Genomic DNA, 26,330 nt, shown 5'->3' on the forward strand with positions numbered 1-26,330 from the left:
CGACGCAACGCGCGCCGAGGCCCTTCTCTTTTTCAATTAAGTGCAGCGTGCACAAGCTCCATAAGGTCGACCGGGTCCATGTGGTCCACAAGAAGCAAGCACGCCGGTCTTTAGCTGCCGGTAGTTACCCGGTCCCCCGGTCTCACCACCCCGCCCTTCAGCACCCTGGCGAAGATCCCCTCCTTGGGCATGACGCAGTCTCCGGCCTGGTAGTAGATGGCGCAGCGGGTGTGACATTCCTTGCCGATCTGGGTCACCTCGAGAAGCGTCTCCCCGAGTTCGATCTTCGCACCGATCGGGAGGCTCACGAGGTCCACCCCCTCGGTGGTGATGTTCTCGGCGAAATCCCCCTCCTTCACGTCCAGCCCGAGCGCCTGCATCTTGGCGATGCTCTCCTGGGCCAGGAGGCTGATCTGGCGGTGCCAGTCGCCGGCGTGACCGTCCCCCACGATGCCGTGCTCCTCGCGCAGGGTGACCTCGGGTACCGGGGTCTTCCTCTCCCCTTTGTTGGTGCTGATGTTAACCGCGACAACCTTTCCGATCATGTTATCTCCTTGTGGCTAGCCCCCGACACGGGACATGGCAAATGGTTTCGTTTCGACACCCTCGTCGGTCACCTCGTGGCGCCCCGGCTTCGCCGCGACGATGCGCTGGATCTCCTGGCGCAAAAGCTCGGGGTCACCCGTGGCAAGTACCGGCTTCAGATCCACGCCGGAGCCGGAGAAAAGGCATCCCTTGGCAACCCCGGCGGCGGTCACCCGCAGCCGGTTGCACCCCTCGCAGAAGTGCCCGGTCATGGCGGTGATGATCCCCAGGGAACCGGGCGCCCCCTTGATCCGGAAGTTCCTGGCGGGGCCGGAGCGTTCGGTGCTCCCACCCTCCTCGATGGTGTACCTCTGCGCGATGCGATCCCTTATCTCGGCGCCGGGGACGGTAAGGTCGCGCCAATCGGCGTCGCCGCAGGTGGGCATGTACTCGATGAAACGGACCGCGTAGGGGCGCTTCAGGGTCAGCTCGGCGAAGTCGAGAATCTCGTCGTCGTTCACCCCGCGCATCACCACCACGTTGATCTTGTGCGGCGGGAAGCCGACCCGCTCCGCCTCATCGATCCCGTCCAGTACGCGCTGCAGCTCGCCGCCGCGGGTGATCGCCGCGAAGGTCTCGGGTTTTAGCGAGTCGAGGCTGATGTTCAGGCGCTGCACCCCGGCGTCCTTGAGCCCCTGTGCCATCTCCTTCAAAAGAAGGCCGTTCGTGGTGAGCACGAGTTCCTTGAGCCCCGGGAGGGCGGCTATGCGCGCAAGGAAGTCGAGGATCCCTTTTCGGACCAGCGGCTCGCCGCCGGTCACCCGGATCTTCTCGATCCCGGCGGCGACCGCCTCGGCCGAGATGCGGAGCAGATCCTCGTAGGAGAGCACATCGCAGTGGCCGAGCTTCTCCACCCCCTCTTCGGGCATGCAGTAGCTGCAGCGCAGGTTGCAGCGGTCCGTCACAGAAAGACGCAGGTAGTTGATGCGCCTGCCGTAGGTATCGATGAGCGACATATTTTCCCTTGATGCTTTGGCTGTTTGCGCAACGTCCCGGACACGGGGCCCCGGTGCAACATCGGGTCCGCCCCGTGCAAATGCGGGGACACGTTCAAAACCATACTCTGTTTGTCGAACGGAAATCAACCCATTTAATGAGGGATAAGCCCCACCAGTAAAAAGGGCGTGAAAAAGTATACAGACATACCGACGCCTTGAGTATCGTGCAGAAAAGCATGCGAGGATATGCACTTACCACCCTCCGCCGCGCAGCCAGCCATACCATGGAGACGGACGCTTAAGGCAAAATAATTGTTTATTTTCCTGGGAATATGCTATGGAAACCAGAATAAGCAGATCTGTCTCCGAGCCACGGTCGTCTAAAGGGAGCTTCCCCACGGTGCCGCGGCCGACGGGTGTTGCCGGAAACGGCACCGCCTCCCTTATGGAAAGGAGAAAGCCACCGCTTGCGCGCAGGGGGGCCCTTTCCTTTCATGGGAATCGGGCCTTTTTTTCTTTATCAATCATGACGAGGTAACGATGACAAACTACGAGCAGGCCAGACGGATGGTCGTTGACCATGTCACACCGGCCGGGGTGGAAAAGGTCCTTCTTCTCGAGGCCGCCGGGCGCGTTCTTGCCGAGGATTACGTCGCCCCGAAGGACATGCCGCGCTGGGACAACTCCGCCATGGACGGGTTCGCGGTAAGAAGCGCGGACTGCGCCATCGGCACCGTACTCAAGGTGACCGATTACATCCCCGCCGGCGTAAGCTCAGACGAGGCGATTGCACCCGGCTGTGCCGCGAGGATCATGACCGGAGCCCCGATCCCCCCCGGTGCCGACGCCGTGGTGCCCATCGAGGAGACCGAGGCGACCGCTGAGTCGGTCAAGCTGCTGCAGAAGGTTAAAAAACACGACCATATCCGCTTCAAGGGTGAGGATGTCGCAAGCGGTGACACCGTCATCACGAAAGGGACGCTGATAGGTCCGCCACAGGTGAGCCTTCTCGCGTCGTTCTCCGCGGTGCTCGTCCCGGTGTACCGCAGGGTGCGTGTCGCCATCCTCTCCACCGGCGACGAACTCGTCGACGTCGGCACCGAACCGACCGCGAGCCAGATCGTGAACAGCAACACCCTCGCGCTCGCCACCGCGATCAAGCTCTGCGGCGCTGAGCCCGTGATCTTGGGAATCGCGCGTGACGACCGGGAGAGCCACCGGGCGCTTCTTGCCGAGGGGCTGAAGGCGGACGTCCTGATCACCTCCGCCGGTGTCTCTGCGGGCGATAGGGATCTCGTGCGCGAGGTCTCAGCCGAGCTCGGCGTGGAGGAGAAGTTCTGGAAGCCGGGCATCAAGCCGGGCGGCCCGACCGCCTTCGGCATGAAGGGTAGCGTTCCGGTATTCTCGCTTCCCGGCAACCCGGTTTCCACCATGATCACCTTCGAAGAGTTCGCCCGCCCTGCCCTTTTGCGGATGATGGGACACGAGAAGGTATTCCGGCGCACCGTAAGCGGCGTGCTCAAGGAGGGTGCCCGCAAGAAGGCAGGGAAGCTTAACTTCCTGCGCGTGCACGTGACCCTGGAAAACGGCCACTACGTGGCCAGCACCTCCGGGGACCAGAACACCGGCATATTGAAGACCATGCTGCGCTGCAACGCCCTCGCCCTGCTTCCCTCCGATCGGACCGAATTTGCCGCCGGCGAGGAAGTGGACCTGCATCTGCTCGACCCGACCCTGGAACTGGAGGTATAGCATGTCATTCAACCATTTCGACGCCAGAGGCAACGCCATCATGGTGGACGTGAGCCAGAAGACCCCGACCATGCGCACCGCGGTAGCGGGCGCCATATTGACCCTAAAGCCCGAGACGGTGCAGTCGATCGTCTCCGGCAGGATGGCTAAGGGTGACGTTCTGGGGGTCGCGCGGCTCTCGGGCATCGCCGGAGCCAAGAAGACCCCGGACCTTATCCCCCTTTCCCACCCGCTTGCCATCCACCACGTGGCCATAGAGTTCGAGGTGAACGAGACCGAGGGGACCATAGGCGTCATGGCGACGGTGCGCGCCTTCGAGCGGACCGGCGTAGAAATGGAGGCGATGACCGCGGCCACGATCGCCGCTCTCACCGTGTACGACATGTGCAAGGGGAGCGACAAGGGGATCGTCATCTCCGACGTGAAGCTGCACTATAAGGAAGGCGGCAAGAGCGGCGTCTACAAGCGCGAGGCGTAGCCGGCCGGGCCAGAAAAAGGAGAATCAGCAGCATGAAAGCAGCCATCCTCACCCTCAGCGATCGCTGTTCTACCGGGGAGCGCGCCGACGGCAGCGGCCCGGCATTGAAGAGCTGGCTCGAAGAGCGCGGCGTCAGCGTCACCTGCACCGAAGTGATCCCGGACGAGGCCGCCCTCATCTCGGAGAAGCTCGTTGAGTGGTCCGACAGCGGCGCTTACGACTTGATCCTCACTACCGGCGGGACCGGCGTCTCCCCGCGCGACGTCACCCCGGAGGCGACCGAACGTGTGGTGGACCGCCTCCTCCCGGGCTTTGGCGAGGTCATGCGCATGGAAAGCCTCAAGAAGACCCCGCACGCCATCATCTCCCGTGCCGTCGCCGGCATCAGGAAAAACACCCTGATAATCAACCTTCCCGGAAGCCCCAAGGGCGCCACCGAGAACATCAGCTTCGTCTGGGCCGCGGTGCCGCACGCGGTTGCCAAGCTGCAGGGTGACCCGGAGGAATGCGGCACTCCCATGCCTGGCTAGCCCCGCAATCGGGCTTTTCTGTTGACCGATCCCTCACGCTGGGTTATATATCCTAACACGGTTTTATAATACACTTACGGAGGGGAAAACATGCCGTTGGTAAAGCAGATTCACGAGAAGGCAAAATCTAACCTTAGGACGGTGGTCTTGCCGGAGAGCTATGACGAGAGGATGCTTTTCGCCGCCCAGCAGATCGTGGAACAGGGTTTGGCGAAAATCGTGCTACTTGGAAAGCCCGAGGCAGTGCTTGCGGCGGCGGCCGCCAAGGGTGTGAACCTCTCCGGCGTCGAGATCGTGGATCCCGCCACCTCTCCCAAGCTCGACACCTACGTCGGGAAACTCGTGGAACTGAGGAAAGCGAAAGGCCTTACCCCGCAGCAGGCCCAGCAGTTGCTGACCGCCGACGACAACCTGTACTTTGCCGGCATGATGGTGCGTGAAGGAGACGCCGACGGCGAAGTGGCCGGTGCAACCGGAACCACCGGCGACGTGCTCCGTGCCGCCTTCCAGACCGTAGGTCCCGCCCCCGGCATCAAGACCGTCTCCTCGTTCTTCCTCATGGCCACCCAGACCCCCAACTTCGGGGAAAACGGCGTGATCCTCTTCGCCGACTGCGCGGTGAACCCTAACCCCGACGCCCAGGCCCTCGCCGAGATCGCCATTGCCACCGCGAGGAACTGCAAGTCGTTCCTCGACGTGCCGGCCCGCGTCGCCATGCTCTCCTTCTCCACCAAGGGAAGCGCAAGCCACCCGGATGCCGACAAGGTGCTGAAAGCACTGGAAATCGCCAAGGGTATGGATCCGGAACTCTCCGTCGACGGCGAACTGCAGGCGGACGCCGCCCTGATCCCTGCCGTGGGTGCTAAGAAAGCACCGGGGAGCGGTGTCGCCGGGAAGGCCAACGTATTGGTGTTCCCCGACCTCGATGCCGGCAACATCGCGTACAAGCTCGTTGAGCGTTTGGCAGGCGCTAAGGCCATCGGGCCGGTGATCCAGGGGCTCGCGAAACCGGTCAACGACCTCTCCCGCGGTTGCTCCGTGCAGGACATCGTCGATGTAACCGCGATCACCGCGGTGCAGGCGCAGGGCTAGTAACCGCCCGCAGTCGGACCAGTCCGACCAGTCGCCGGTTGGCAGCAGCTGGTTTAAAAAACAAAAAAAAGGCCGGCGGGAGATCATCCCGCCGGCCTTTTTACTGTCTTTGCCTGACCGCGCCGCTACTTCCTCACGAAATCGGACTTCGAGAAGCTGTACTCGAAGCTCATATGGTCGGTGTAGGTGCCATCCAGAATCGCCGCGACATCCTCGGTGAAGACGAGCTCCTCGTCGGTCGGGATGACGTACACCTTCACCCTCGAGTCGTCGGTGGTAATGAGTGTCTCGCGCTTCCTGGTCATGGCGGAGGCGTTTCTCTCGGGATCCAGGACGATTCCCAAATGATCCAGCCCGGACAGGGCCCGCGCCCTGATCGGCGCACCCATCTCCCCTACCCCGGCGGTGAACACCACGGCGTCGAGCCTCCCGACTACGGCCATGTAGGAGCCGATGTACTTCTTCAGGCGGTACGCCTCGATGTCCAGGGCGAGTGAACAGAGACGGTCCCCGGCGTTTGCGTTTTCGATGACGTCGCGCCGGTCGGTGAAGCGCCCGGTGATGCCGATGACGCCACTCTTCTTGTTCAGGATGGAATCGATCTCCTTGGCGGAGAGGTTCTCCTTCTGCATCATGAACGCCGGGATAGCCGGGTCGATGTCACCACAGCGGGTACCCATCATGGCGCCTTCAAGCGGCGTGAGCCCCATGCTCGTGTCCACGGAGACGCCATTTTTGATGGCACAGTGGGACACACCGTTGCCGATGTGCATGGTGATCACGTTACACTCGCTGGCGGGCTTGCCGAGGATCGCGGCGATGCGCTTGGAAACGTAGAGGTGCGAGGTCCCATGGAAGCCGTAGCGCCTCACGCCGTACTTCTCGTACCACTCGTAGGGAAGCGGATAGAGGTAAGCCTGCTCGGGCATGGTTTGATGAAACGCCGTATCGAAAATGGCAATCTGGGGAACGCCGGGGAGGACGGCCATGGCGCCCTCGATGCCGGCGATGTTGGGCGGGTTGTGCAGCGGCGCCAGATGCTGCACCTCGGTCACCGCGGCAAGCACCTCATCGTCGATGAGGACGGACTTGGTGAACTTCTCGCCGCCGTGCACCACGCGGTGGCCTACTGCGGCGATCTGCTTGATGTCTTTAAGTACCCCGTTTTCAGGGGAGGTAAGCGTCCTGAGGATCAGGTCAACTGCGGTCTTGTGGTCCGGACAATCTGAGTCTTCCCGGTAGGTTTCACGCCCCGGGACCTCATGCAGGATGAAGGAGTCACCGATCACCACGCGCTCCACCATCCCCTTGGCTACCACCACTTTTTTATCCCAGTCAAACAACTGGTATTTTACCGAAGAACTACCGCAGTTAAGTGCCAATATATCCATCAGTTAGCGTCCCCCATACGTGTAATTCGCCCATGGAAACCAGGTACAAACCTCTAGGGCAAAAAAGTCACAAATAAAACCTTTTTTTATATATACAGTAGAGTCGTCCTCAGTTCAAGATTTTTCTCCTGATTAGCAGTTTATTGTCTACAGCTTTATGGTGGACTTTTTGCGATCGCTGTGCTAGTTTCCTCCTGACTTTTTACCCTAGGTAGAGGAGGTGAACACTTTGGCACATAACATCAGCGACGAATGCATCAACTGCGGCGCCTGCGACGATTCCTGCCCGGTTAACGCCATTAGCGAGGCTGGCAACAAAAGGACCATCGCTGCGGATACCTGCATCGACTGCGGCGCTTGCGTAGACACCTGCCCGGTGAGCGCAATCTCCCCGGCCTAAGCCACTTAGCCACACACAAAGAAGCATGTAATGCCATGGCCTGCAGCCGGCTCGTCCGCTGCAGGCCTTCTTTTATCTCCTGCTTTAAAAGAAAAGGAGGGTGCCCGGCGGGCACCCTCCTTTCTTGTTACGGCCCTTTCTATTCGCCGACTAGCGGCAGAGCACCGAGATGGCGCGCTCTATGCGTTTTTTGGTCTCGGCAAGACCTAGCACCTCGATCATCTCGTAGATGCCGGGGGACGCGGTGCTGCCGGAAAGGGAGAGGCGCACGGCGGGACCTACCTGTCCGAGCTTGATCCCCTTCTCGGCCATCAGCTCCTTGAACGCCTGCTCGATCTGGGTCGCGTCGAGCGCGGGGAGTGCCGCGAGCTTCTCCACCAGCGCGTTGAGCAGTGCCGGGGTGTCGGCGTTGAACGCCTTCGCAACACCCTGCTCGTCGTAGGAGAGCTCGTCCCTGTAGTAGAAGAGCGCGCCGTCGGCAAGTTCCAGCATGGTCTTGGCGCGCTCCTGGAGGGTCTTCACCACGGCCACGAGGTCGGGTCCACCCTGCGCCGGGTCCACGCCGCGCTCCTTAAGGAACGGGATCAGCAGGTCCGCCAGACGTACCGGGTCGCCGGTCTTTATGTAGTGGGCGTTCAGCCACAGGAGCTTGTCCGGGTTGAAAACACCGGCGGAACGGCCGACGTTCTCGATGGAGAACTTCTCGATCAGGTCGGTGAGGGAGAAGATCTCCTCGTCGCCGTAGCTCCAGCCGAGGCGCACCAGGTAGTTCACCATCGCCTCGGGGAGAAAGCCCATGTCGCGGTAGGCCATGACCGAGGTAGCGCCGTGGCGCTTGGATAGGCGCGCCTTGTCGGCGCCGAGGATCATCGGCACGTGGGCGAACACCGGAACCGGCGCACCGAGGGCCTCGTAGATGAGGATCTGGCGCGGCGTGTTGTTCACGTGGTCGTCGCCACGGATGACGGTGGTCATCTTCATGGTGACGTCGTCGACGACCACAACGAAGTTGTAGGTCGGGGTGCCGTCGGTGCGCTGGATGATCAGGTCATCGAGCTCGGCGTTTTCGAAGGATATCTTCCCCTTGATCAGGTCGTCCCAGGAGGTGACCCCTTCCTTGGGGGTCCTGAAGCGGATCACGTAGGGGCGGCCGTCATCTTCCTGCGGCGGAAGATCGCGGCAGGTGCCGTCGTACTTCGGCTTGCCCCCTTCCTTGAGCGCCTTCTCGCGCTTGGCCTCCAGTTCCTCCACGGTGCAGTAGCACTTGTAGGCCTTCCCCTCGGCGACGAGCCTGTCGATGTACTCCTTGTAAACCGGGAAGCAGTCGGACTGGAAGAAGGGGCCCTCGTCCCAGTCCAGCCCCAGCCACTTCATCCCTTCGAAGATGGCGTCAACCGATTCCTGGGTGGAGCGGGTGACGTCGGTATCCTCGATCCTGAGGACGAAGGTGCCGTGCTGCTTCCTGGCCAAAAGCCAGTTGAAAAGCGCCGTGCGCGCCCCTCCGACATGAAGGTACCCGGTCGGGCTCGGGGCGAAACGGAGACGTACTTCTGACATGAAAGGCTCCTTTGCTGCTTTGATCATTGCATGGCTGCAATAAAATAGGGTGTCACAAATGGCTGCGGATCTGCTAGTTCTCGTCCTCGTCGCCGTCGTCATGCTCCGGCGCCTTCTCTCCCGGGATGCGGTAACCTTCGCTGGCCCAGGTTCCGAGGTCGATCATCTTGCACCGCTCGGAGCAAAACGGGCGGTATGGATTTCCGGTCAGCTCCGTTTCCTTCCTGCAGTGCGGACACTTGATGGTTGTTACGGCGCACATCGGCTTAGTCCTCAAATGAAGAACTCCAGCGCCCTGGGGAGCTGGAGGTAAAAGGTTCAGAAACTATCTGGTACGTCGAAAGGCTATTCGGTGACAACGGCCGCGCCGCTACCCACCTTGCCGGCCAATTGCTGGGCCTCCTGTTTGGATAGGTGCTTGCCCACCCTGATCCGGTACCAGACCCCCTTGTCCTTCAGCTTGGACTCGACGACATAGGCGGCGACCCCTTTCGCGGCGAGCTTCGCACGCACCGACTCGGCCTCCTGCTTGTCCTTGTACGACGCCACCTGGACGAGGTAGCGGGGCTCGGCGGCCTGCTTCTCGTCTCCCGCCTGCTTCTCCGCCTGTTTTTCGGCGGCTGGTGCGGAAGCCCTTTCCGCAGGCTTTGCGTCCCCTCCCTTGCCTGCGGGGGCAGCGCTCTGGGGCGCCTTCTGCTCCGGTGCCGCCGCCTGTGGCGTGGCAGGCGCAGACTTCGGCAGCACCTCGGGAAGCTTCGTGTTGATGCCGCTCCCAATGGCACCCTTGCCCCCAGAGGGGAGCGTCTTGTAGAAGGTAAGCGGCACATCCGGCGCGGGCTGGGCTTGCTGGCCCGGCTGACCGGGGACGACTCCCGCGGGCTGTGACGCCTGGGCTGCGGCCTGCGCCTTCGTCTGCTGGGCGACGGGCGGAACTGCTGCCTGCGGGTTTTTCCCGTGGAAGAGGAACCATCCTGTGAGTACCCCGGCCCCGTACCCTATGACCAGCAGCACCAAGGCGACCAGCAGGAAGCCGCCGATCGGCTCCCGCCGGGGGCGGTTCTTCTGCACGGGGCGGTTTCTCTCCGCGCTGTCCCGGACCGCCGTCATCTTTTCGCTGTAGTCAAGCCGCATGGGACCCCTCCTACATCCTCTCGGGGGCGGATATCCCCAGTACCGTCAGCGCGTTTTTCAGCGTGATGGCGACGCAGTGCAAGAGGAACAGGCGCGCCTGGGTCAGTTCCGGCTCTTCGGGGGTGATGACACGGCTCTTGTTGTAGAAACTATGGAACTCTCCGGCCAGATCCTGCAGGTAGTAGGTGATCCGGTGCGGCTCGAAGTTCACCGCGGCCCCCTCGAGGATCTCAGGGTAGAGGGAGAGTTTCTTGATGAGGCTCATGTCGTCGGCGGTCTGCAAAAGCTCCAGGCGCACGTTGTCGAAACAGGGCGCCACGCCGCGCTCTTTCGCCGTTTCGAAGATGCTCCTGATGCGCGCGTGGGCGTACTGCACGTAGTACACCGGGTTGTCGTTGCTCTGGCGCTTGGCGAGCTCGAGGTCGAAATCGAGCTGGCTGTCCGAGCGGCGCATGAGGAAGAAGAAGCGTGCCGCGTCGCACCCGACCTCGTCGACGACCTCTTTCAAGGTCACGAACTCACCGCTTCTGGTGGACATGGCGACCGGCTGACCGTCGCGCAGCAGGGAAACGAGCTGCACGAGGATGATGCCTAAGTCGTCGGCCTTCCTGCCGAGCCCCTGCACCACGCTTTTGAGCCTCGGCACGTAGCCATGGTGGTCCGCTCCCCATACGTCGATGACCCAGTCGAAGCCGCGCGCGAACTTGTCGCGGTGGTAGGCGATGTCGGAGGCGAAGTAGGTGGTTACGCCGTTACTTCTGACCACGACGCGGTCCTTGTCGTCACCGAACTCGGTGGTCTTGAACCAGAGCGCGCCGTCCTGCTCGTAGATGTGCCCCTTCTCCTGCATCTCGGCGATCGCCGTGGGGACCTTCCCCTCGTCGAAGAGCGACTGCTCCGAGAACCAGTTATCGAAACGGATGCCGAAGTCCTGGAGGTCCTGGTCGATCCCCTTCAGGATCAGGTCGCCACCCATCTTGGCGAAGAAGGCGACTCCCTCTTCCTGGGGCGTGTTCAGAAAACGGTCGCCGTGCTTCGTGATGGCGTCGCGGGCGATGTCCTTGATGTAGTCTCCCTGGTAGCAGTTCTCCGGGAAGTCGATCTTCTCGCCCAGGAGCTCCTTGTAGCGCAGAAGCCCGGAGAGGCCTAAGGTGTTCATCTGGTTGCCGGCGTCGTTGATGTAATACTCGCGCTGCACGTTAAAGCCTGCCGCGCACAGAAGCGATGCGACGGCGTCGCCGGTCGCGGCGCCGCGGCCGTGCCCTATGTGCAGGGGGCCGGTGGGGTTCGCGCTCACGAACTCGACCTGGACCTTCTTGCCCGCGCCGACGCGGCTCTTGCCGTACTGGTCACCGGCCCGGTCGATGTCGCTCAGGATCTTTCTCCAGGCGGCGTCTTTGATGAAGAAGTTGATGAAACCGGGTCCCGCGATCTCGACCGACTCGATCAGGTCCGAGGCCTCGGCGAGTTTTTTGACCAGCACCTCGGCGACGGCGCGGGGCGCCTTGCGCTCCTGCTTGGCCATCTGCATGGCGACGTTGGTTGCAAAATCTCCGTGCTCGGCGTGCGCCGGTTTCTCCACGCTGATGGCCGGGAAAACGCCAGAGGTGAGCGTGCCGTCGGCGAAACACCCCTCGATTCCCTTCAGGATGCATGCGCGCAGCTGCTCCTTCATATCTTCTCCTCCCTTTCCTTTTCCTGTTCCGTGTCGGGCACGGCCTTTATCGTAACGTCTCGCGTGAAGTCGGGGCAGCGGGCGCCGCCGTCGGCCACGCAGAATTTCTTGGAGCAGTGTTCGCGCCAGGCGCAGACCACGCAATGCTGTTTTCCTGCCTGAATCATCGTCTTCCCCTTTCGCCCTTGTCGGGCGGCCTTACGTCCCTACCCGCCTTACTTACCGGACTTTGCCTTCGGTGCCGCGGCCGGTGGCGCAGGTGCCGCATGCGCGCCTTCCTTGGTGCCGGCGGGCGCAGCCGCCGCGGGCTGCTGTTGGGCAGGTGCCGGAACGGGTTGAGCCGCAGCACCGTTGCCCCCTTTACCCCCCGGGAACTGGTAGATCACCTCGTTGCCGCGCACGAGGCCGAAATCGCGCCGCGCGATGCTTTCCAGGTAGCGCCGGTCCGACTGCAGCGCCGCGATCTCGCGCTTGAGCTTGTCGTTTTCCTCTTTCAGCTCGGTCAGGTGCTTCTGCATGTCGTCGAGGTCACGGTGCAGGTGGTTGATGCGCAGAAGTCCCCGGTCACCGAAGACGGTGAAGTAGAGGATGAAGATGATCACTGCTGCAGGTGCGAGAAATAAACTTTTCTGCATGCGTTCCTATGCCGTGGTGAGGACCGAGCGGAAGTAGTCGATGGTCTGTTTGAGCCCGTCGTCGACGCACACCCTGGGTTCCCAGCCGAGCATCTGTTTCGCGAGCGTGATGTCGGGCTGACGCTGTTTCGGGTCGTCCGCCGGCAGCGGGCGATAGACGATGCGCGATGAGGACCCAGTCAGGGTGATGATCTTTTTCGCGAACTCAAGGATGGTCGTTTCCGCGGGGTTTCCGAGGTTCACCGGACCGGTAAAGCCCGGGGTTTCCATCATGCGTATCATCCCCTCGACAAGATCGGAGACGTAGCAGAAGGAGCGCGTCTGCGCACCCTCGCCGTAGACGGTGATGTCCTCGCCCCTGAGCGCCTGGAGGATGAAGTTCGAGACCACCCGCCCGTCGTTCTCGGCCATCTTCGGTCCGTAGGTGTTGAATATCCGGATGATCCTGATGTCGACGTGGTTCTGGCGGTGGTAATCCATCATGAGCGTCTCGGCGACGCGCTTTCCCTCGTCGTAGCAGCTCCTGATCCCGAGCGTGTTGACGTTGCCCCAGTACGCCTCGGTCTGCGGGTGCACCTGGGGGTCACCGTACACCTCCGAGGTCGATGCCTGCAGGATCCTGGCGCGCACCCGCTTGGCGATGCCGAGCATGTTGATGGCGCCCATCACGCTTGTCTTGATCGTCTTCACCGGGTTGTACTGGTAGTGGATCGGCGAGGCGGGGCAAGCGAGGTTGTAGATCCGGTCCACCTCGAGGAGGATCGGTTCGGTCACGTCGTGGCGGACCAGTTCGAAGTCGTTGTGGTCCAAGAGGTGCACGATGTTGCGCTTACTCCCGGTGAAGAAGTTATCGAGGCAGATGACCTCGTGTCCCTCCTTGAGGAGCCTCTCGCAAAGATGTGATCCGATAAAACCGGCACCGCCGGTGACCAAGACGCGCATAGAACCTCTCAGAGGCCGTTCAACGTTCAACGGGCTTTATACCTCAATTGCAGCTTTTTCCTGACTTTCGAGTTAACGAACATGCCGCGGGGAAAAGGCGCGGTTACCAAAGTACATGTTGAACGTTGAACGCAGAACGTTGAACGGCCGTTAAGTTACTCCATCTCGCAGACGGCCGCGCCGTTTCTGCCGATGGGGAGATACTCGAAACCGATCTCGCGCATACGTTCCGGCTGGTACAGGTTCCTGCCGTCGAAGATGACCGGATTGACCAGGAGCTTCTTGATCCTGTCGAAGTCGGGATTTCTGTACTCGTTCCACTCGGTGATGATGACCAGGCCGTCGGCCCCCTTGAGCGGCTCGTACTGGTTCATGTGATACCCGATCCGGTCGCCGAAGTGCTTCTTCGCCTCATTGAGGGCCTCGGGGTCGTGCGCCTGCACCGTGGCACCGAGTTCGAGAAGACGGTTGATAATGGTGAGCGACGGCGCCTCACGCATGTCGTCGGTGCGCGGCTTGAAGGAGAGCCCCCAGACGGCAAAGCTCTTGCCGGCAAGCGGCTTCGCCCCACCCTGCCCGAGCCTGCGCTCGATCTTGTCGGAAAGGATGCGCTTTTGACGCTCGTTGGCCTCCTCGACCGCCTTCAACAGCACGAAGTCGTACTTGCACTCGTCAGCGGTCCTGACCAGCGCCTTCACGTCCTTCGGGAAGCAGGAGCCGCCGTAACCGACGCCGGGGAAAAGGAAGTCGTAGCCGATGCGCGAATCGGAGCCGATCCCCTCGCGCACCGCCATGACGTCGGCACCCATCAGCTCGCAGAGGTTGGCCACCTGGTTCATGAAGGTGATGCGGGTCGCCAGCATCGCGTTCGCGGCGTACTTGGTCATCTCGGCGCTTCTGATGTCCATCACCAGCATGCGGTTGGACTTGCGCATGAAGGCGGAGTACAGCTCTTTCATGATCTCGGCGGTACGCACGTTATCGGTACCGATGACGACGCGGTCCGGCTTCATAAAATCGTCGATGGCCGCACCTTCTTTAAGGAACTCGGGGTTGGAGACGACGTCGAACTCGATGTGGGTGCCGCGCAGGGCAAGCTCCTCGACGACGGCGGCGCGCACCTTGTCGGCGGTGCCGACCGGTACCGTCGACTTGTCGACGATGATCTTGAAGCTCTCCATGGAGCGCCCGATGTTGCGGGCAACGGCGAGGACGTACTGCAGGTCGGCGGAACCGTCGGCACCCGGCGGGGTCCCCACGGCGATGAAGCAGACCAGGGACTCCTTCACCGCGGCGTCGAGGTCGGTGGTGAAGTTAAGGCGACCCTCTTCGCGGTTTCTGAGCACCATCTCCTTGAGCCCAGGCTCGTAGATCGGGATGATGCCGCGCTTCAGTCCTTCGATCTTCTGTTCGTCGACGTCGACACAGATGACGTCGTTACCGCTCTCCGCAAAACAGGTGCCGGCGACAAGGCCAACATAACCGGAACCGATGACACATATCTTCATGAGGTTAACTCCTCCTCGGGGTTAAGATTAGCGTTCTTATATAGCACACTCATTGGTGCTTAGCCAGAGGTTTTCCCAGCCGAAAGCGCCCTGGAAAGCGCCGCGAACTCCTCCAGCGTGAGGGTCTCGCCGCGCCTCTTCCCGTCGATAGAACAGACGGCAAGTGCAGCGGTGAGCGCCCCGTCGGCTTCGTCGAAACCGGCAGAGCGTAGCGAGTTCAAAAGTGTCTTTCTGCGCTGGATGAAGGCCCCCTTCACCACCCGTCTGAAGAGTTCCTCGTCCCCTACCTCGACACGCGGCGCAGCTAGCGGCGTGAAGGAGAGCACGGCGGAATCGACCTTCGGGATCGGGCGGAAAGAGCCGGGTTTCACGATGAACTCGCGGCGGATATCGAAGTGCAGCCGCAAAAGTACGGTGAGTGCGCCGTACTCCTTGCATCCCGGGGGGGCGGTAAGGCGGTCACCCACCTCCTTCTGCAGCATGAGCACGAGCCCCTCGAAGAGATCACACTCCTCCATGAACTTGAAAAGAACCTGCGAGGATATGTTGTAGGGCAGGTTTGCCGCCACCTTCCACTTCCGGCCAGGGACGCGGCTGGTAAGGATCTGGCGCAGGTCCACCCTGAGGATGTCGCCATGGCCGATCTCGACCCGGTCATTATCGGCGAATTCCGCGTTCAAAAGGGGGATGAGCTCGCGGTCCCACTCAACCGCGACGAAGCGCGCGCCGCTCGCCACGAGAAGCCGCGATAGTGCCCCCCGCCCCGGCCCGACCTCGAGGATGCAGTCCTCGGGAGTCGGCGCGACACACGAGACGATACGGGAAAGGACGTTGTCGTCGATGAGGAAGTTCTGACCGAACTCCTTTTTAGCCTTGATCCGCTTCTCCATCATGCCCCTCCCTTGAAACGCGCCGCGAGCTTGTCGAGCGGCCAGACCGGGAGGGCGTCGAGGTCGAAGCCGCTGGTGATCCCGTTGGACAAGTAGTAGTCACCGGGCACCGCGATCATGGCGGCGTTGTCGGCGCAAAGCTTGGGCGCGGGGATCGAGAGTTCCACGCCGGCCTTTTCTGCGAAACGCGCCATGGAGCGGCGCAGACCGCTGTTGCAGGCGACGCCCCCGGCGACAACGAGACGTTTGATGCCGGTTGCCGCCACCGCAGCGGCCGTTTTCTTCGTCAGGACGTCACAGACCGCCTCCTGGAACGAAGCGGCGAGGTCGTTGATCCCCGCCCCTTTGGCCTCGGGGTGCCGACTCACGTGGGTGAGCACCGCGGTCTTTAGCCCCGAGAAGCTGAAGTTGAAGGTGCCGTCGTGCAGAAGCGGGCGCGGGAACTTGATCGCCTCTGGGTTCCCGGTGGCGGCGAGCCTGTCGATGGCGACGCCCCCCGGGTACGGAAGACCAATCAGTTTAGCCACCTTGTCGAAGGCCTCACCGGCCGCGTCGTCCACGGTCTGGCCGAGCGTCTTATAGCGCCCGACGCCGTCCACGCGGTACAGGTGCGAATGCCCGCCGGAAACGGCAAGGGCCAGGAAGGGAAACTCGACCGGCTGCTCAAGGAAGACGGCAAGGAGGTGCCCCTCGATGTGGTTCACCCCGACGAGCGGGATGCCGCGCCCGAAGGCGAGTCCCTTGGCGGCGGCGATGCCAACCAAAAGGGCGCCGGCAAGTCCGGGCCCCTGGGTCACCGCGACCCCTTCGATCTCGGCGAGCCCCACCCCGGCCTCACGGAGCGCCTCCTCGATGACCACCGAAACCGCCTCCAGGTGCTGCCGGGACGCTATTTCCGGGACGACGCCGCCGTATTCGGCGTGGACGCTGATCTGGGAGGCGACGATGCTGGAAAGGACGGTCCTGCCGTCCTTGACGACGGCAGCCGCCGTCTCGTCACATGAAGATTCCAGGGAAAGAATAAGCATAGAAAAATAAGAGAGGGCACTGAAGCGTGCCCCCTTTTTGGTCTCCTGATTCCGGGTGGTTAGCTGTCTTACAAAAGGTTCGCCGCCAGTTCCGCGAGCTCGCTGCGCTCACCCTTGGTCATGGTGATGTGGCTGGAGATCGACTGTTCCTTCAGGCGTTCGACCACGTAGGTGAGGCCGTTACTTTCGGCATCCACGTAGGGGTTGTCGATCTGGTACGGGTCGCCGGTCAGGATGATCTTCGTTCCTTCACCGGCGCGGGTCACGATGGTCTTGATCTCGTGCGGGGTCAGGTTCTGCGCCTCGTCGACGATCATGTACTGGTTCGGAATCGAACGTCCCCTGATGTAGGTGAGCGGCTCGATGTCGAGGATCCCCATCGCCATGAGTTCCTTGTACCCCTTGCTGTGCCGCTTCTCCCCCTCGTGCCCGGTGAGAAGCAGTTCGACGTTGTCGAATATCGGCTGCATCCAGGGGGTGAGCTTCTCCTCGATGTCGCCCGGGAGAAAGCCCAAGTCGCGCCCCATCGGAAAGACCGGGCGGGATACCAAAAGGCGCGTGTAGACGTTCTCCTCGGCGGTTTTTTGCAGGCCGGCCGCGATGGCGAGAAGGGTCTTGCCGGTGCCAGCCTTGCCGACCAGGGTGACGATCTTTACGTTGTCGTCCAAAAGCGCGTCGAGGGCGAAGGACTGCTCAAGGTTGCGCGGGAATACGCTCCAGACCCCTTCCTTGTCGAGTTTCACGAGCGGCACCATGCGGCGCGAGGCGGCATCGTAACGGCCAACGGCGGTGTGCTGTGCGTTACCCTTCTCGTTAAGGAGCAGGTACTGGTTCGGGTAGTGATCTCCCTCCAGCTCCAGCCATCCCTGGCTGTAGAAGCGGTCGATCACCTCGCCCCCCACCTCGAGGGTGGCGGAACCGTTGTACAGATCCTCGATGGCGACCTTGTCGGACTCGTAATCCTCGGCGTTGAGACCAAGCGCATCCGCCTTGATGCGCAGGTTGGTGTCCTTGGTGACCAGGATGACCGGCATATCCTTCTGGCTTTCCATCAGGTCGACGGCCACGGCAAGGATGCGGTTGTCACCGCGCTCCTCGCGCAACTCGGGAGGAAGGCGCTTCATCACCTTCTCTTCGTAGATCTCGATCCTCAGGGTGCCGCCGCTCTCAAGCGCGATCCCCTGGGAGAGCGACCCCTCCTTCCTGAAGGCGTCCATGAGGCGGGAGACGTGGCGAGCGTTGCGGCCGGTCTCGTTCATGTCCTTTTTAAAGCGGTCGATCTCCTCGATCACCGTGATCGGGATGATGATGGAGTTGTCTTCGAACCTGGTGAGAGCTTGCGGGTCGTACAGAAGCACGTTGGTGTCGAGAACATAGATTTTCTTCATATCCACTCCCTGTACGCTGCTGCCTGCTGAATTATCGAACGCTTCCTCATCCCTGGCCAACAAAGCTGAACTTTTCGTAATATCCCCTTCCACGGCTCCTGGGCCGGCTTACTTATTGGTTTGCTCTACACCTGCTGCTCGCCCCAAAGGGACTGGCTCCCAAGGTGCCTGTCCCACTCACTCCCGGGGCATTTTTCTCATGATATTATCTCACGCAGCGCCCTAAGAAAATAGTCTATATCGGTTTCGCTATTGAAGAACCCTGGGCTCACCCGCACCGTGCCCTCCGGATAGCTGCCGATGCTGCGGTGCACGTCCGGCGCGCAGTGCAGCCCGACCCTTACGCTGATATCGTAGGTTGAGTCGAGCAAGAAACCGAGCGAAGCGGGATCATGCCCCTCGGCGTTGAAGGAGATCGCGGCGCCGCGCTCCCCCTGCAACGGTCCGTACAGCCGCACACCAGCCATGCCGCGAAGCCCTTCCAGCAGTTGCTCGACCAGGGCGCTCTCCTTGGCGCGAATCACCTCGAGACCGGTCGCCTCGATGAATTCCACCCCGGCCTTCAGCCCGGCGATGGCCGGCGTGTTGATGGTGCCACTCTCCAGGCGCTCGGGCATCTGCTCGGGCGGCTCCGGAGTGCTGGCACTCCCCCCCGTCCCCCCTACCTGCAGCGGCTCAAGGTTTACTCCCGCGCCGACGGCGAGGATGCCGGTCCCGGGAGGCCCGTAAAGTCCCTTGTGCCCAGGTGCGGCGAGCAGATCTATGCCGATCGATTCCACATCGATGGGAAAGAAACCGGCGCTCTGCGCGGCATCGACCAGGAAGAGCGCGCCTCCGATGCGTGCGACCTCGGCGATCTCCGCGACGGGTTGCACCGCGCCGGTCACGTTGGAGCAGTGCGCAAGCGCCACCAGCCGGGTATCCGGGCGCATGGCACGCGCTATGTCACGCTCCGAAACGATACCGCATGGATCTGAGGGGACGAAAGTCACCTCGACGCCGCGCTTTTTCGCCAGGTGCAGCGGACGCGCCAGCGCGTTGTGCTCGACGCAGGTCGAAACCACATGGTCGCCAGGCTTCAAAAGGCCAAACACCGCTATATTGATTGATTCGGTGGCGCTGTGGGTGAAGATGAGGCGGGATGAGTCCGGTACCCCGAAAAAGCGGGCCAGGGCGGAGCGTGCTTCGAAGACGATACGTGCCGCAGCAAGCGACTGGCGGTAACCTCCCCGCCCGGGGGCCACTCCCACATCCCGCATGGCCGCGTCCATCGCCTGGTATACGGCATCGGGTTTCGGGAATGAAGTCGCTGCGTTATCTAGGAATACGGACATACCGTATTTACTAGCATTTTAACGGGGCTTTGGCAACCCGTTTCATGAAAGGTTTACGGGACTAACGCTAATGGATTCTGGTCGGTGAGGCCTAGTTCGTTCAGGAACCTGCGCGTCAGTTCACGCTCTAGTTCGGGGACCCGTGCTGACGTGACGTCATCCACCTTCCCCCCGGCCATCATGCCGTGGCCGCCTGCCGTGCCGATGCCGGCCACGAGCTTCCTGATCAGCTCCCCGGCGTTGATCTCCTCGCTGGTGGTCCTGATGGAGAGGACCAACTCGTTGCTGTAATGCCCGAGACAGAGGACGGTTTCGGTCCCCTCCAGACGTACGAGCAGATCGGCCAGTTCGGAGACGACCTCCGGGAAGAGCACCCCGTCGAGGGAGGCGACCAGCACGTCGCCGTAGAGCTGGGCATGTTCGAGGGCGCTATGCAGCGCGATGAAGTACTCCCTGGGGAGGTTCGGCCGGGTGATGCTGTTCAAAAGCGTCTTGTTGGCGAGCGGGAAGAGCACCAGGTAGGCGTCGCGGTCCGGGCGCGTCGCCTCGCGCCCGAGGTCCTGGGTCTCGGACTTTATCGCGTAAAAAAGAGCGGTGGCAAGCTTCGTCCCGAGCGACACCCCCTGTACTTTCAGGTACTCGTAGAGGATGGTCGCCGTGGTCCCGTAGTGTGGACGGATGTCGACCCAGCGGCAGGAGGTGCTGTAGTCGCGCATGGGATGATGGTCGATGACGATGTCGGCGCGCACCTCGGGGGGAAGCGAGTTGTTACCGGTACCCGGCTGCGTGTCCAGGAGGCAGATGACCTGGAAGGCCTTCAGATCGATGAGCGGAAACGGGGTGAGCGGTATCTGCAGCAGTTTCGCCATGGCGAGGTTTTCGCTGCGGCCGATCATCCCGGAGAAGGCGATCACCGCCTCGCGGTTCAGCCGCACCGCAAAGAGGTGGCGCAGCGCCATGGCCGAGGCGAGCGAATCGGGGTCGGGGTTGTCGTGTACGACGATGAGGATGCGTCCGCGCCCGCTCACCCAGGTGAGCATGGAGTCGGTGTAGGACAAAAGATCGGGACGGGTTTCGTTCTCCGGCAAAGGGCACCCCCTGAAAGAGCTGCAAACCCGTGTAGTTTATCCCAGTGATGATACTGGTGCAAAAATAAAAAAAGGGAGGCATAAGCCTCCCCATAGACAACTGAGAGTGAAACGGTTTAGAACTTGCCGCGCAACAGTTCCGCCATTGCGCAAAGGTTGGTCTGGCGGCCATTGCCTTCCTTAAACTCAGGGATGATCGTGGGCATGGAGAACTTGACCTTGCCGTTTTCGTACTCGGCGAGCGATTTCGTCGCGGCGAAAGCGCCGTAGCTTGCCCCGACGAGGACGCCGACGCCGGCGCCTATGCCTATATTCTGGATGTGATCTGCAGGCTTTTTGGTGAAGGCCATGAGTGCGGCGCCGACCAGGCTGCCGGCGAGACCGCCGTAAAGGGCGTCCTCGAACACGGTCTTCATGGCGTTATCTTCTGCGAGACAGGGAGTGGCAAGAAAAACGAGGGCGAAAACTAGGACAACAAGGCGCTTCAGGCTCTTCATATAATCCCCTTACTCCAGGTGTACGAAATGTCCGACATTCTGCAATAAGAGGGCCAACAGCGCACTACCGGAACCACTTCATCGTCAAGGCGCTGTTTCTGCTCACAAATCCGCACAAACAGCCACACAGGCACCCTCATGGATAAAAGGGCCCCATTAGTCTTAATGTGCTCATGATGCAACACTCCGGTCATACGCCCCAGACAAGAACCGTTATTTAACGGGAAGATAACAGAATACGGTGAAAAGGCGGCAGTGTGGCAAAAAAGCCACAATCAGGAGAGGATTTTGCGGACCAGTGCGGTTTCGTCTTCCTTGCTGGAGACCTTTCCGTTGAGCCTCGCACTCAACACGACGTCGAGCACCTCGCGGAAAAGCGGGCCGGGCTTCACGCCGAGCTGCTTCAGATCCTCGCCCTTCAAAAGTGGACGCGTGCCGTGCAGCTTGGTGAAGTAGAGAGAAATGCAGCGTTTTACCTCGGAGCTGCCGCTCTTCGCCATCTGGTACAGGAGGATCTCGACGGGGAGCCCGCGCAGGGTGAAGTAAATCTCGCTGTTCTCCACCTGCTCCCCGCGCGCAAGCTTGCGCTCCATCGGCCCCACGAGCTCATCGCCCTGGCGGCGCGTCTCGGCGAGACGCTCCCTGTAGTGCTCACTCACCGCTAGCCTGGTGCAGGTATCGAGGAACTGCTCCTGGGTAAGCCGCTCGCAAAGGGCGAGGAAATAGACGGCCCAACGCTCGTAGGGACGCTCCAGGTAGAGGAGATCAAACCAGGAGACCACGTAACGCGCCTCCTCGAGGGTCCCCTGCAGTTCGGGGGTCAGCTCGAGGCCGGGATGGATGAAGCGCAGAAGCCCCAGCGACGCCATGCGGCAGATGCCGCTTATCGGCTCCTTTTCCTTCAGGATCTGAACCAGTTCCGAGAGGAGCCTTCTCCCCCCAAGCTTCACGAGGAAATCCATCTTCACCGCCGTCTTGATGAGATCCTCGGTGTGCTTCGCGATCCTGAAGCCGAGCCTCTGCTCGAAGCGGATGGCACGGAAGACGCGGGTCGGATCCTCCACGAAGGAGAGGTTGTGCAGCACCCGGATCACCTTGGCCTGCAGGTCGCGATAGGCGCCGAAGTAGTCGATCAGTTTTCCGAAGGATGGGGCGTTCAGTGAAATGGCGAGGGTGTTCACGGTAAAGTCGCGCCGGTAGAGGTCCATCTTGAGCGAGGAGCGTTCCACGGTGGGGAGGGCGCCCGGGGAGACGTAATACTCTAGGCGCGTGCTGGCGACGTCGATCTTGAAGCCGTCGGGGAAAACGATGACGGCGGTGCCGAACTTCTCATGACTTTTCACGCGGCAGCCGTGCGACGCGGCGAAGGTCTCGGCAAAGAGGATCCCGTCGCCGTCAACGGTTACGTCGACGTCCGCGTTCTCCTGCCCGAGGAGGAGATCCCGGACGAAGCCCCCCACTGCGTACACCGCGAGGTCGAGTATGTCTCCGGTGTTCCCAAGATCATGGAGGATCTGCACCGAGCGCTTGGGGAGGGCTTTCTTCATCAGCGCCTCCACCTCGCGGTTTTTCACCTGGATGGCGTCGCGCGAAAGGTCGTAGATCGCCTCGCTGCCTAGGCTGTAGCGCAGGAGATCGGTGCGCGTGATGACGCCGAGCAGTTTCTTGTCCGAAAGGACCGGCACGAGGCGTGAGTCGCCACCCACCATGTAATTTTGTATTTCGCTGATCGGGGTGTCAGGAGCGGCGACGTAGAACTCGGAATGCATGTAGTCCGAGATCGGGACACCGTTTAGGTTGTGGTAGAGCGCCTTCTCCACCGTCTTTCTCGAGATGATCCCGACCACCTCGCCGCTTGAGACCACCGGCATCGCGCTCACGTTGTAGCGCACCAGGCGTTCGCGCGCCTGTTCTATGGTGCAGTCCGGCGGCAGGGTCTTCACCGGCGACGACATGATGTTGCGCGCAACGCGGATCGGATCAACCCGTTTTCTTAACACCGTCTCCAACTGCTCCAGCACCTGAATGAGGGTTAGCCCTCGCACCGTGGCCGAGGCTGCCGTCGCGTGCCCCCCTCCTCCGAACTCCTTCAGGATCTCCCCTACCCTCACCTCGGGGATGCGGCTTCTTGCGATGACGAAGACGCGGTCCTGCATCCCGACGACGAGGAAGAGTACCTGCAGGTTCTCCATGTCGCGGATCATGTGGGCGAGCTGTGCGATGTCGCCGACGTAGCGATCCACCGAGGCGTGCGCCACCGAGACGTCCACCCCCTTGAGCGAGCTGGTCTTCAAGGAGGTGAGCAGGGTGTTCAGAAGCGACACCTGCTCGGCGGTCAGCTCACGTCCTATTGAGTCGGCGACCTCGTTTAGTTGCGCGCCGCGCTCGAGGAGCCAGGACGCAACGGCGTAGTCCTCAGCGGTGGTCGATGGGAAGGTGAGGTTGCCGGTATCTTCGTGGATGCCGAGCATCATCAGGGTCGCCTGGCTCGCAGTAACCTCGATCCCCCGCTCCATGAGCATGGTGCCCAGGATCGTGGTGGTCGAACCGCAGGGGCGGATCACGCCGCCGACGGCGTTCAGATCGCCGGAGCTCGTCGGATGATGATCGTAGATGTGCAGCTCAACGCCGCCAGCCTTCGCGAGTTCGCCGAACTTCGCGAGACGGGAGGAATGCTGGCAGTCGACGACGATGAGGCGGGTGATTGCGGAGAGATCGATGTCCTTGATGCGGGCGAAAGAGAGCTCCGGGTGTAGCCCCTTCTGGAAGAAGTCACGCACTCCTTTCTCCTGCGCGCCGGAGAAGACGAGGAGCGCGTCAGGGTAGAGCATCTTCGCCGCGACCATGGAGCCGACGCAGTCGAAATCGGCGTTGACGTGGGTGGTGATGACCTCCATCAGGAAACCACGAGTGAGGCGTAGGCGACGACATTGCGTAGGTCGCCGTTCACCTCTCCGCTGGTGGCGTAGTGCACCAGCCTGCAGGAGGTGGCCCCGAGGATTTTGGCGGCGACCAGCATGACCGCGGCCGGTATCACGCCGCACATGGTGATCCCCTTGTCGCGGCAAACGCGCAGGAGCCCTTCCGGGTTCATGTTCGCGAGTTGCGCAAGGGCCAGATCGTCCTTCGCCTTTGCCTGCACAGCCGATTCGTAGTGGGTCATGTCGGAGCTCGCCACGATGAGGACCTCTTCGCCGTAGGCCGCGATGGCCTTGGCGACCCCCTCGCCGATTCTGGAGATCGACGGGAAATCCGGGATGGCGAGACAGATGGCGGCGATGGAGACGCACGGGTTTAGGTACTGCAGGAATGGGACCTGGACCTCGAGGGAGTGCTCGAAGCGGTGCGCCAGGGCGTCCTCGCGGACAAGCGGCGCGTGATCGAGGATGAGCTGCGAGAGCCTGCGGTTAACGGGGACGGAACCAAGCGGTGTCAGCCACTCCGTATCTGGGGAAAGCGCCGCGGCGCTCCCTGTGCCGGTGTGGTTGGGGCCTAAGACGAGGACGGTGTCGGGGATGCGAACGGCGGAATACACCTTCCCGGCCACCTTGCCGGAGTAGACGTACCCCGCGTGGGGAGCGATGATGCCGAGGGCGCTTTGCGCCTCCCCCTGCGGTACCATGGCGGAGAGCTCCTCGCGGAGCCGGTCCGGATCGCCGGTGTAGAACTTCCCGGCCACAGCAGGTTGCCGTACCATACCAGCCTCCTTGTTGGAAGTGCTCATGAACAGCGAGCCAGGGGATATTTTAACCCGGCAAAGGTTCCTCTTCAACGGACTCGAGGGGAAGCGCGGGCTGGTCCGCGAAAGGATCGGGACGCACGAGTTCCTGGATCTCCTTGAGTGTCGGGAGCTGGTTCAGGTCCTTAAGTCCGAACAGCTCGAGGAATTCGCGGCTCGTACCGTAGATGAGCGGCTTCCCCGGGACATCCTTCTTCCCCATGATACGCAGAAGTTTCTTCTCCAGGAGGCTCTTCATCACCCCACCCGAGTCGACGCCGCGCAGGTATTCCACCTCGGCGCGGGTGATCGGTTGGCGGTAGGCGACGATGGCAAGCGTTTCCAGCGCGGACTGGCTGAACTTCACCCCTTTGGTCTTGTTGAGCCTACGGACGTAGTCGCCGTGCTCCGGGCGGCTTCTCAACTGGTAACCGCCGGCCACCTGGATAAGGACGATGCCGCGCTGCGCCTGTTCGTACTCCTCGATCAACTCATCCAGCGCGGCGCGCAGATCGGCCCGCTCGAATTCCTCAAGGATGGAGGCGAGCCGGTCCAGCGTGAGCGGCTGGTCGTGGATGAAAAGGATGCTTTCTACGATCGATTTGAGCGACTTAGCGGACAACCAGGTTCCTCCGGTACATTCAAGTTAAGACAAAAGCGGGCGAATCGCGAAACAATCCGCCCCAAAGTGATACTTACAGGTTCTTCGGAGAGTCCGAGGAGCGGATACACATGCCTACGAAGCGCCACGTTCGGACTCGCGTCCCCCCCTTTGCGAAGGGGGGACAGAGGGGATTCAGCCACGGTAACCGCAGCATCCAACTTCACCACGAAGCAAAAAATCCGAAAGGCATCAAGCTGTGAGCGTAGCTTCCTCGCCTTCGACCTCACCCTCCGCTTCAGTCCCTTCCCCCTCCCCTTCCCCATCTTCCTTGGTGGCCAGATGCAGCCAGATGGCGCCACGGTTCTCCGTCTGCACCACCTTGATCAGCTTAAGCTTGCAGAGTTCGAGGATAGAAAGGAAGGTGACCACCAGGAGGTCGCGGGTCATGCCGGTAGTGAAGAGTGCGTCGAAGGAGACCGTTTTTTCGACGTGGAGCACCGAGAGCACCTCGCCGATGCGGTCTGCGATAGAGATGCCGTCGGCGACGACGTCATGGAAGGTATCCACCGAGACGCGTGCCAGCACCTTCTGGAATGCCTCGATAAGCTCGAAGAGTTCCACGTCCGCCGGTTCTTCGACCGGCTCCAGTTCATCGAACTCGGGAGCATCGAATTTGCGGGCGAAGACCTCGCGCCCAAGGAGGTTGCGGCAGTTGAGCAGTTGAGAGGCGTCGCGGTAGCGCTGGTATTCGAGGAGGCGGCGGACCAGTTCGGCGCGCGGGTCCTCGACCTCGGCCTCGCCGTCCTCCTCCGGGGTAGCCGGGAGGAGCATGCGAGATTTGATCTGCAGCAGGGTAGCAGCCATCACGAGGAACTCCCCGGCGATGTCGAGGTTCAGCTCCTTCATGATCTCCATGTAGTCGAGGTACTGCCTGGTGATGGCAGCGATTGGGATGTTGTAGATGTCCACCTCGTTCTTCTTGATGAGGTGGAGCAGCAGGTCCAACGGTCCCTCAAACTCCTCGATACGCACCCGGTAAGCCTGGTCCAGTGCGTCGGAGAACAGGTTGCTTTGCATCTCTTCCAAAAAGGCTCCTAAACCCGTTCTACGTTCAACGTTCAACGTTCGCCGAGATTATCCTTCTAAGCAGCGCCACTCGTGGCTTGCCA

The 26,330-nt window shown here is 61.6% G+C and carries 26 protein-coding genes and 1 riboswitch; of the genes, 5 read left to right on the forward strand and 21 right to left on the reverse strand.

The features are described 5' to 3' along the window. Positions 1–110: 110 nt before the first annotated feature. Together E8K79_RS03830 and moaA are read right to left on the reverse strand one after the other, a co-directional pair. Positions 111–545 (reverse strand): MOSC domain-containing protein, encoded by a 435-nt coding sequence (locus E8K79_RS03830; protein WP_136513550.1) that lies wholly within the window; start codon positions 543–545, stop codon positions 111–113. Between the two features lie 15 nt (positions 546–560). Further along, the gene (gene moaA, locus E8K79_RS03835; RefSeq protein ID WP_136513551.1) at positions 561–1,541 is read right to left on the reverse strand and encodes a GTP 3',8-cyclase MoaA; all 981 of its coding nucleotides are present in this window, start codon (positions 1,539–1,541) and stop codon (positions 561–563) included. Between the two features lie 333 nt (positions 1,542–1,874). Further along, positions 1,875–1,996, forward strand: a riboswitch (molybdenum cofactor riboswitch). Between the two features lie 67 nt (positions 1,997–2,063). Here moaA and E8K79_RS03840 point away from each other — a divergent pair. From E8K79_RS03840 to pta, 4 genes are all read left to right on the forward strand, one after another. Further along, a complete protein-coding gene (locus E8K79_RS03840; RefSeq protein WP_136513552.1) occupies positions 2,064–3,275 on the forward strand; it encodes a molybdopterin molybdotransferase MoeA in 1,212 nt (403 codons plus the stop codon). Position 3,276: 1 nt separating this feature from the next. Next, the gene (gene moaC, locus E8K79_RS03845) at positions 3,277–3,753 is read left to right on the forward strand and encodes a cyclic pyranopterin monophosphate synthase MoaC (protein ID WP_136513553.1); all 477 of its coding nucleotides are present in this window, start codon (positions 3,277–3,279) and stop codon (positions 3,751–3,753) included. Between the two features lie 32 nt (positions 3,754–3,785). Next, a complete protein-coding gene (mog, locus tag E8K79_RS03850) occupies positions 3,786–4,283 on the forward strand; it encodes a molybdopterin adenylyltransferase (protein ID WP_136513554.1) in 498 nt (165 codons plus the stop codon). A 90-nt stretch (positions 4,284–4,373) separates the two neighbouring features. Further along, positions 4,374–5,375 carry a phosphate acetyltransferase gene (gene pta / locus E8K79_RS03855; protein ID WP_135869682.1) on the forward strand — a complete coding sequence of 334 codons (1,002 nt, stop codon included), beginning with the start codon at positions 4,374–4,376 and terminating at the stop codon, positions 5,373–5,375. A gap of 125 nt (positions 5,376–5,500) precedes the next feature. On the opposite strand, the gene E8K79_RS03860 is transcribed toward pta, so the two are convergent. Continuing rightward, positions 5,501–6,766, reverse strand: a complete 1,266-nt coding sequence (locus E8K79_RS03860) for an acetate kinase (RefSeq protein WP_135869681.1) — start codon at positions 6,764–6,766, stop codon at positions 5,501–5,503. A 229-nt stretch (positions 6,767–6,995) separates the two neighbouring features. On the opposite strand from E8K79_RS03860, the gene E8K79_RS03865 reads away from it, so the two are divergent. After that, the gene (locus tag E8K79_RS03865) at positions 6,996–7,166 is read left to right on the forward strand and encodes a DUF362 domain-containing protein (protein ID WP_135869680.1); all 171 of its coding nucleotides are present in this window, start codon (positions 6,996–6,998) and stop codon (positions 7,164–7,166) included. Between the two features lie 150 nt (positions 7,167–7,316). On the opposite strand, the gene gltX is transcribed toward E8K79_RS03865, so the two are convergent. The 18 genes from gltX to E8K79_RS03955 form a co-directional block, all read right to left on the reverse strand. Next, positions 7,317–8,723, reverse strand: a complete 1,407-nt coding sequence (gene gltX / locus E8K79_RS03870; protein WP_136513555.1) for a glutamate--tRNA ligase — start codon at positions 8,721–8,723, stop codon at positions 7,317–7,319. A gap of 73 nt (positions 8,724–8,796) precedes the next feature. Continuing rightward, entirely contained in the window at positions 8,797–8,985 is a 189-nt protein-coding gene (locus E8K79_RS03875; protein ID WP_136513556.1) for a DNA gyrase inhibitor YacG, read from the reverse strand. Between the two features lie 83 nt (positions 8,986–9,068). Next, on the reverse strand, positions 9,069–9,854 hold the full coding sequence (locus E8K79_RS03880) for an SPOR domain-containing protein (RefSeq protein ID WP_136513557.1): 786 nt from the start codon (positions 9,852–9,854) through the stop codon (positions 9,069–9,071). A gap of 10 nt (positions 9,855–9,864) precedes the next feature. Continuing rightward, entirely contained in the window at positions 9,865–11,529 is a 1,665-nt protein-coding gene (gene argS, locus E8K79_RS03885) for an arginine--tRNA ligase (protein WP_136513558.1), read from the reverse strand. Beyond that, complete coding sequence (locus tag E8K79_RS21220) at positions 11,526–11,696, reverse strand: hypothetical protein (protein ID WP_135869675.1); 171 nt, start codon at positions 11,694–11,696, stop codon at positions 11,526–11,528. The genes argS and E8K79_RS21220 overlap by 4 nt, the downstream gene beginning before the upstream one ends. A 48-nt stretch (positions 11,697–11,744) precedes the next feature. After that, a complete protein-coding gene (locus E8K79_RS21445; protein WP_246043708.1) occupies positions 11,745–12,164 on the reverse strand; it encodes an FtsB family cell division protein in 420 nt (139 codons plus the stop codon). Between the two features lie 6 nt (positions 12,165–12,170). Continuing rightward, positions 12,171–13,106 carry a UDP-glucuronic acid decarboxylase family protein gene (locus tag E8K79_RS03900; RefSeq protein ID WP_136513559.1) on the reverse strand — a complete coding sequence of 312 codons (936 nt, stop codon included), beginning with the start codon at positions 13,104–13,106 and terminating at the stop codon, positions 12,171–12,173. Between the two features lie 155 nt (positions 13,107–13,261). Continuing rightward, positions 13,262–14,614 carry a UDP-glucose dehydrogenase family protein gene (locus E8K79_RS03905; RefSeq protein WP_136513560.1) on the reverse strand — a complete coding sequence of 451 codons (1,353 nt, stop codon included), beginning with the start codon at positions 14,612–14,614 and terminating at the stop codon, positions 13,262–13,264. A gap of 59 nt (positions 14,615–14,673) precedes the next feature. Next, entirely contained in the window at positions 14,674–15,507 is an 834-nt protein-coding gene (gene rsmA, locus E8K79_RS03910; RefSeq protein WP_198419767.1) for a 16S rRNA (adenine(1518)-N(6)/adenine(1519)-N(6))-dimethyltransferase RsmA, read from the reverse strand. Further along, positions 15,504–16,532 carry a tRNA (adenosine(37)-N6)-threonylcarbamoyltransferase complex transferase subunit TsaD gene (gene tsaD, locus E8K79_RS03915; protein WP_136513562.1) on the reverse strand — a complete coding sequence of 343 codons (1,029 nt, stop codon included), beginning with the start codon at positions 16,530–16,532 and terminating at the stop codon, positions 15,504–15,506. The genes rsmA and tsaD overlap by 4 nt, the downstream gene beginning before the upstream one ends. 68 nt (positions 16,533–16,600) lie before the next feature. Next, positions 16,601–17,920, reverse strand: coding sequence for a PhoH family protein (locus E8K79_RS03920; RefSeq protein ID WP_136513563.1), 1,320 nt, complete (start codon positions 17,918–17,920; stop codon positions 16,601–16,603). 197 nt (positions 17,921–18,117) lie between these two features. Further along, entirely contained in the window at positions 18,118–19,254 is a 1,137-nt protein-coding gene (locus E8K79_RS03925) for an aminotransferase class V-fold PLP-dependent enzyme (protein ID WP_136513564.1), read from the reverse strand. 53 nt (positions 19,255–19,307) lie between these two features. Then, positions 19,308–20,342: a DHH family phosphoesterase gene (locus tag E8K79_RS03930; RefSeq protein ID WP_281276040.1), complete on the reverse strand. Its 1,035-nt coding sequence runs from the start codon at positions 20,340–20,342 to the stop codon at positions 19,308–19,310. 116 nt (positions 20,343–20,458) lie between these two features. Further along, a complete protein-coding gene (locus E8K79_RS03935) occupies positions 20,459–20,839 on the reverse strand; it encodes a hypothetical protein (RefSeq protein ID WP_136513565.1) in 381 nt (126 codons plus the stop codon). A gap of 275 nt (positions 20,840–21,114) precedes the next feature. Next, a complete protein-coding gene (locus E8K79_RS03940) occupies positions 21,115–23,736 on the reverse strand; it encodes an A-adding tRNA nucleotidyltransferase (protein ID WP_136513566.1) in 2,622 nt (873 codons plus the stop codon). Beyond that, complete coding sequence (gene amrB / locus E8K79_RS03945) at positions 23,736–24,536, reverse strand: AmmeMemoRadiSam system protein B (RefSeq protein ID WP_136513567.1); 801 nt, start codon at positions 24,534–24,536, stop codon at positions 23,736–23,738. The genes E8K79_RS03940 and amrB overlap by 1 nt, the downstream gene beginning before the upstream one ends. A gap of 49 nt (positions 24,537–24,585) precedes the next feature. Next, positions 24,586–25,179 (reverse strand): SMC-Scp complex subunit ScpB, encoded by a 594-nt coding sequence (scpB, locus tag E8K79_RS03950; protein WP_136513568.1) that lies wholly within the window; start codon positions 25,177–25,179, stop codon positions 24,586–24,588. Positions 25,180–25,410: 231 nt separating this feature from the next. Next, a complete protein-coding gene (locus tag E8K79_RS03955; RefSeq protein ID WP_136513970.1) occupies positions 25,411–26,238 on the reverse strand; it encodes a segregation and condensation protein A in 828 nt (275 codons plus the stop codon). Between the last annotated feature and the right edge of the window lie 92 nt (positions 26,239–26,330).

The organism is Geomonas edaphica, assembly GCF_004917075.1.
In the GTDB taxonomy this organism is placed as follows: domain Bacteria; phylum Desulfobacterota; class Desulfuromonadia; order Geobacterales; family Geobacteraceae; genus Geomonas; species Geomonas edaphica.

Bases quoted from the DNA above. Each gene is read 5' to 3' on its own strand.
- E8K79_RS03830 (WP_136513550.1), bottom strand. From the start codon at position 545: ATGATCGGAAAGGTTGTCGCGGTTAACATCAGCACCAACAAAGGGGAG.
- moaA (WP_136513551.1), bottom strand. From the start codon at position 1,541: ATGTCGCTCATCGATACCTACGGCAGGCGCATCAACTACCTGCGTCTT.
- E8K79_RS03840 (WP_136513552.1), top strand. From the start codon at position 2,064: ATGACAAACTACGAGCAGGCCAGACGGATGGTCGTTGACCATGTCACA.
- moaC (WP_136513553.1), top strand. From the start codon at position 3,277: ATGTCATTCAACCATTTCGACGCCAGAGGCAACGCCATCATGGTGGAC.
- mog (WP_136513554.1), top strand. From the start codon at position 3,786: ATGAAAGCAGCCATCCTCACCCTCAGCGATCGCTGTTCTACCGGGGAG.
- pta (WP_135869682.1), top strand. From the start codon at position 4,374: ATGCCGTTGGTAAAGCAGATTCACGAGAAGGCAAAATCTAACCTTAGG.
- E8K79_RS03860 (WP_135869681.1), bottom strand. From the start codon at position 6,766: ATGGATATATTGGCACTTAACTGCGGTAGTTCTTCGGTAAAATACCAG.
- gltX (WP_136513555.1), bottom strand. From the start codon at position 8,723: ATGTCAGAAGTACGTCTCCGTTTCGCCCCGAGCCCGACCGGGTACCTT.
- E8K79_RS03875 (WP_136513556.1), bottom strand. From the start codon at position 8,985: ATGTGCGCCGTAACAACCATCAAGTGTCCGCACTGCAGGAAGGAAACG.
- E8K79_RS03880 (WP_136513557.1), bottom strand. From the start codon at position 9,854: ATGCGGCTTGACTACAGCGAAAAGATGACGGCGGTCCGGGACAGCGCG.
- argS (WP_136513558.1), bottom strand. From the start codon at position 11,529: ATGAAGGAGCAGCTGCGCGCATGCATCCTGAAGGGAATCGAGGGGTGT.
- E8K79_RS21220 (WP_135869675.1), bottom strand. From the start codon at position 11,696: ATGATTCAGGCAGGAAAACAGCATTGCGTGGTCTGCGCCTGGCGCGAA.
- E8K79_RS21445 (WP_246043708.1), bottom strand. From the start codon at position 12,164: ATGCAGAAAAGTTTATTTCTCGCACCTGCAGCAGTGATCATCTTCATC.
- E8K79_RS03900 (WP_136513559.1), bottom strand. From the start codon at position 13,106: ATGCGCGTCTTGGTCACCGGCGGTGCCGGTTTTATCGGATCACATCTT.
- E8K79_RS03905 (WP_136513560.1), bottom strand. From the start codon at position 14,614: ATGAAGATATGTGTCATCGGTTCCGGTTATGTTGGCCTTGTCGCCGGC.
- rsmA (WP_198419767.1), bottom strand. From the start codon at position 15,507: ATGATGGAGAAGCGGATCAAGGCTAAAAAGGAGTTCGGTCAGAACTTC.
- tsaD (WP_136513562.1), bottom strand. From the start codon at position 16,532: ATGCTTATTCTTTCCCTGGAATCTTCATGTGACGAGACGGCGGCTGCC.
- E8K79_RS03920 (WP_136513563.1), bottom strand. From the start codon at position 17,920: ATGAAGAAAATCTATGTTCTCGACACCAACGTGCTTCTGTACGACCCG.
- E8K79_RS03925 (WP_136513564.1), bottom strand. From the start codon at position 19,254: ATGTCCGTATTCCTAGATAACGCAGCGACTTCATTCCCGAAACCCGAT.
- E8K79_RS03935 (WP_136513565.1), bottom strand. From the start codon at position 20,839: ATGAAGAGCCTGAAGCGCCTTGTTGTCCTAGTTTTCGCCCTCGTTTTT.
- E8K79_RS03940 (WP_136513566.1), bottom strand. From the start codon at position 23,736: ATGGAGGTCATCACCACCCACGTCAACGCCGATTTCGACTGCGTCGGC.
- amrB (WP_136513567.1), bottom strand. From the start codon at position 24,536: ATGGTACGGCAACCTGCTGTGGCCGGGAAGTTCTACACCGGCGATCCG.
- E8K79_RS03955 (WP_136513970.1), bottom strand. From the start codon at position 26,238: ATGCAAAGCAACCTGTTCTCCGACGCACTGGACCAGGCTTACCGGGTG.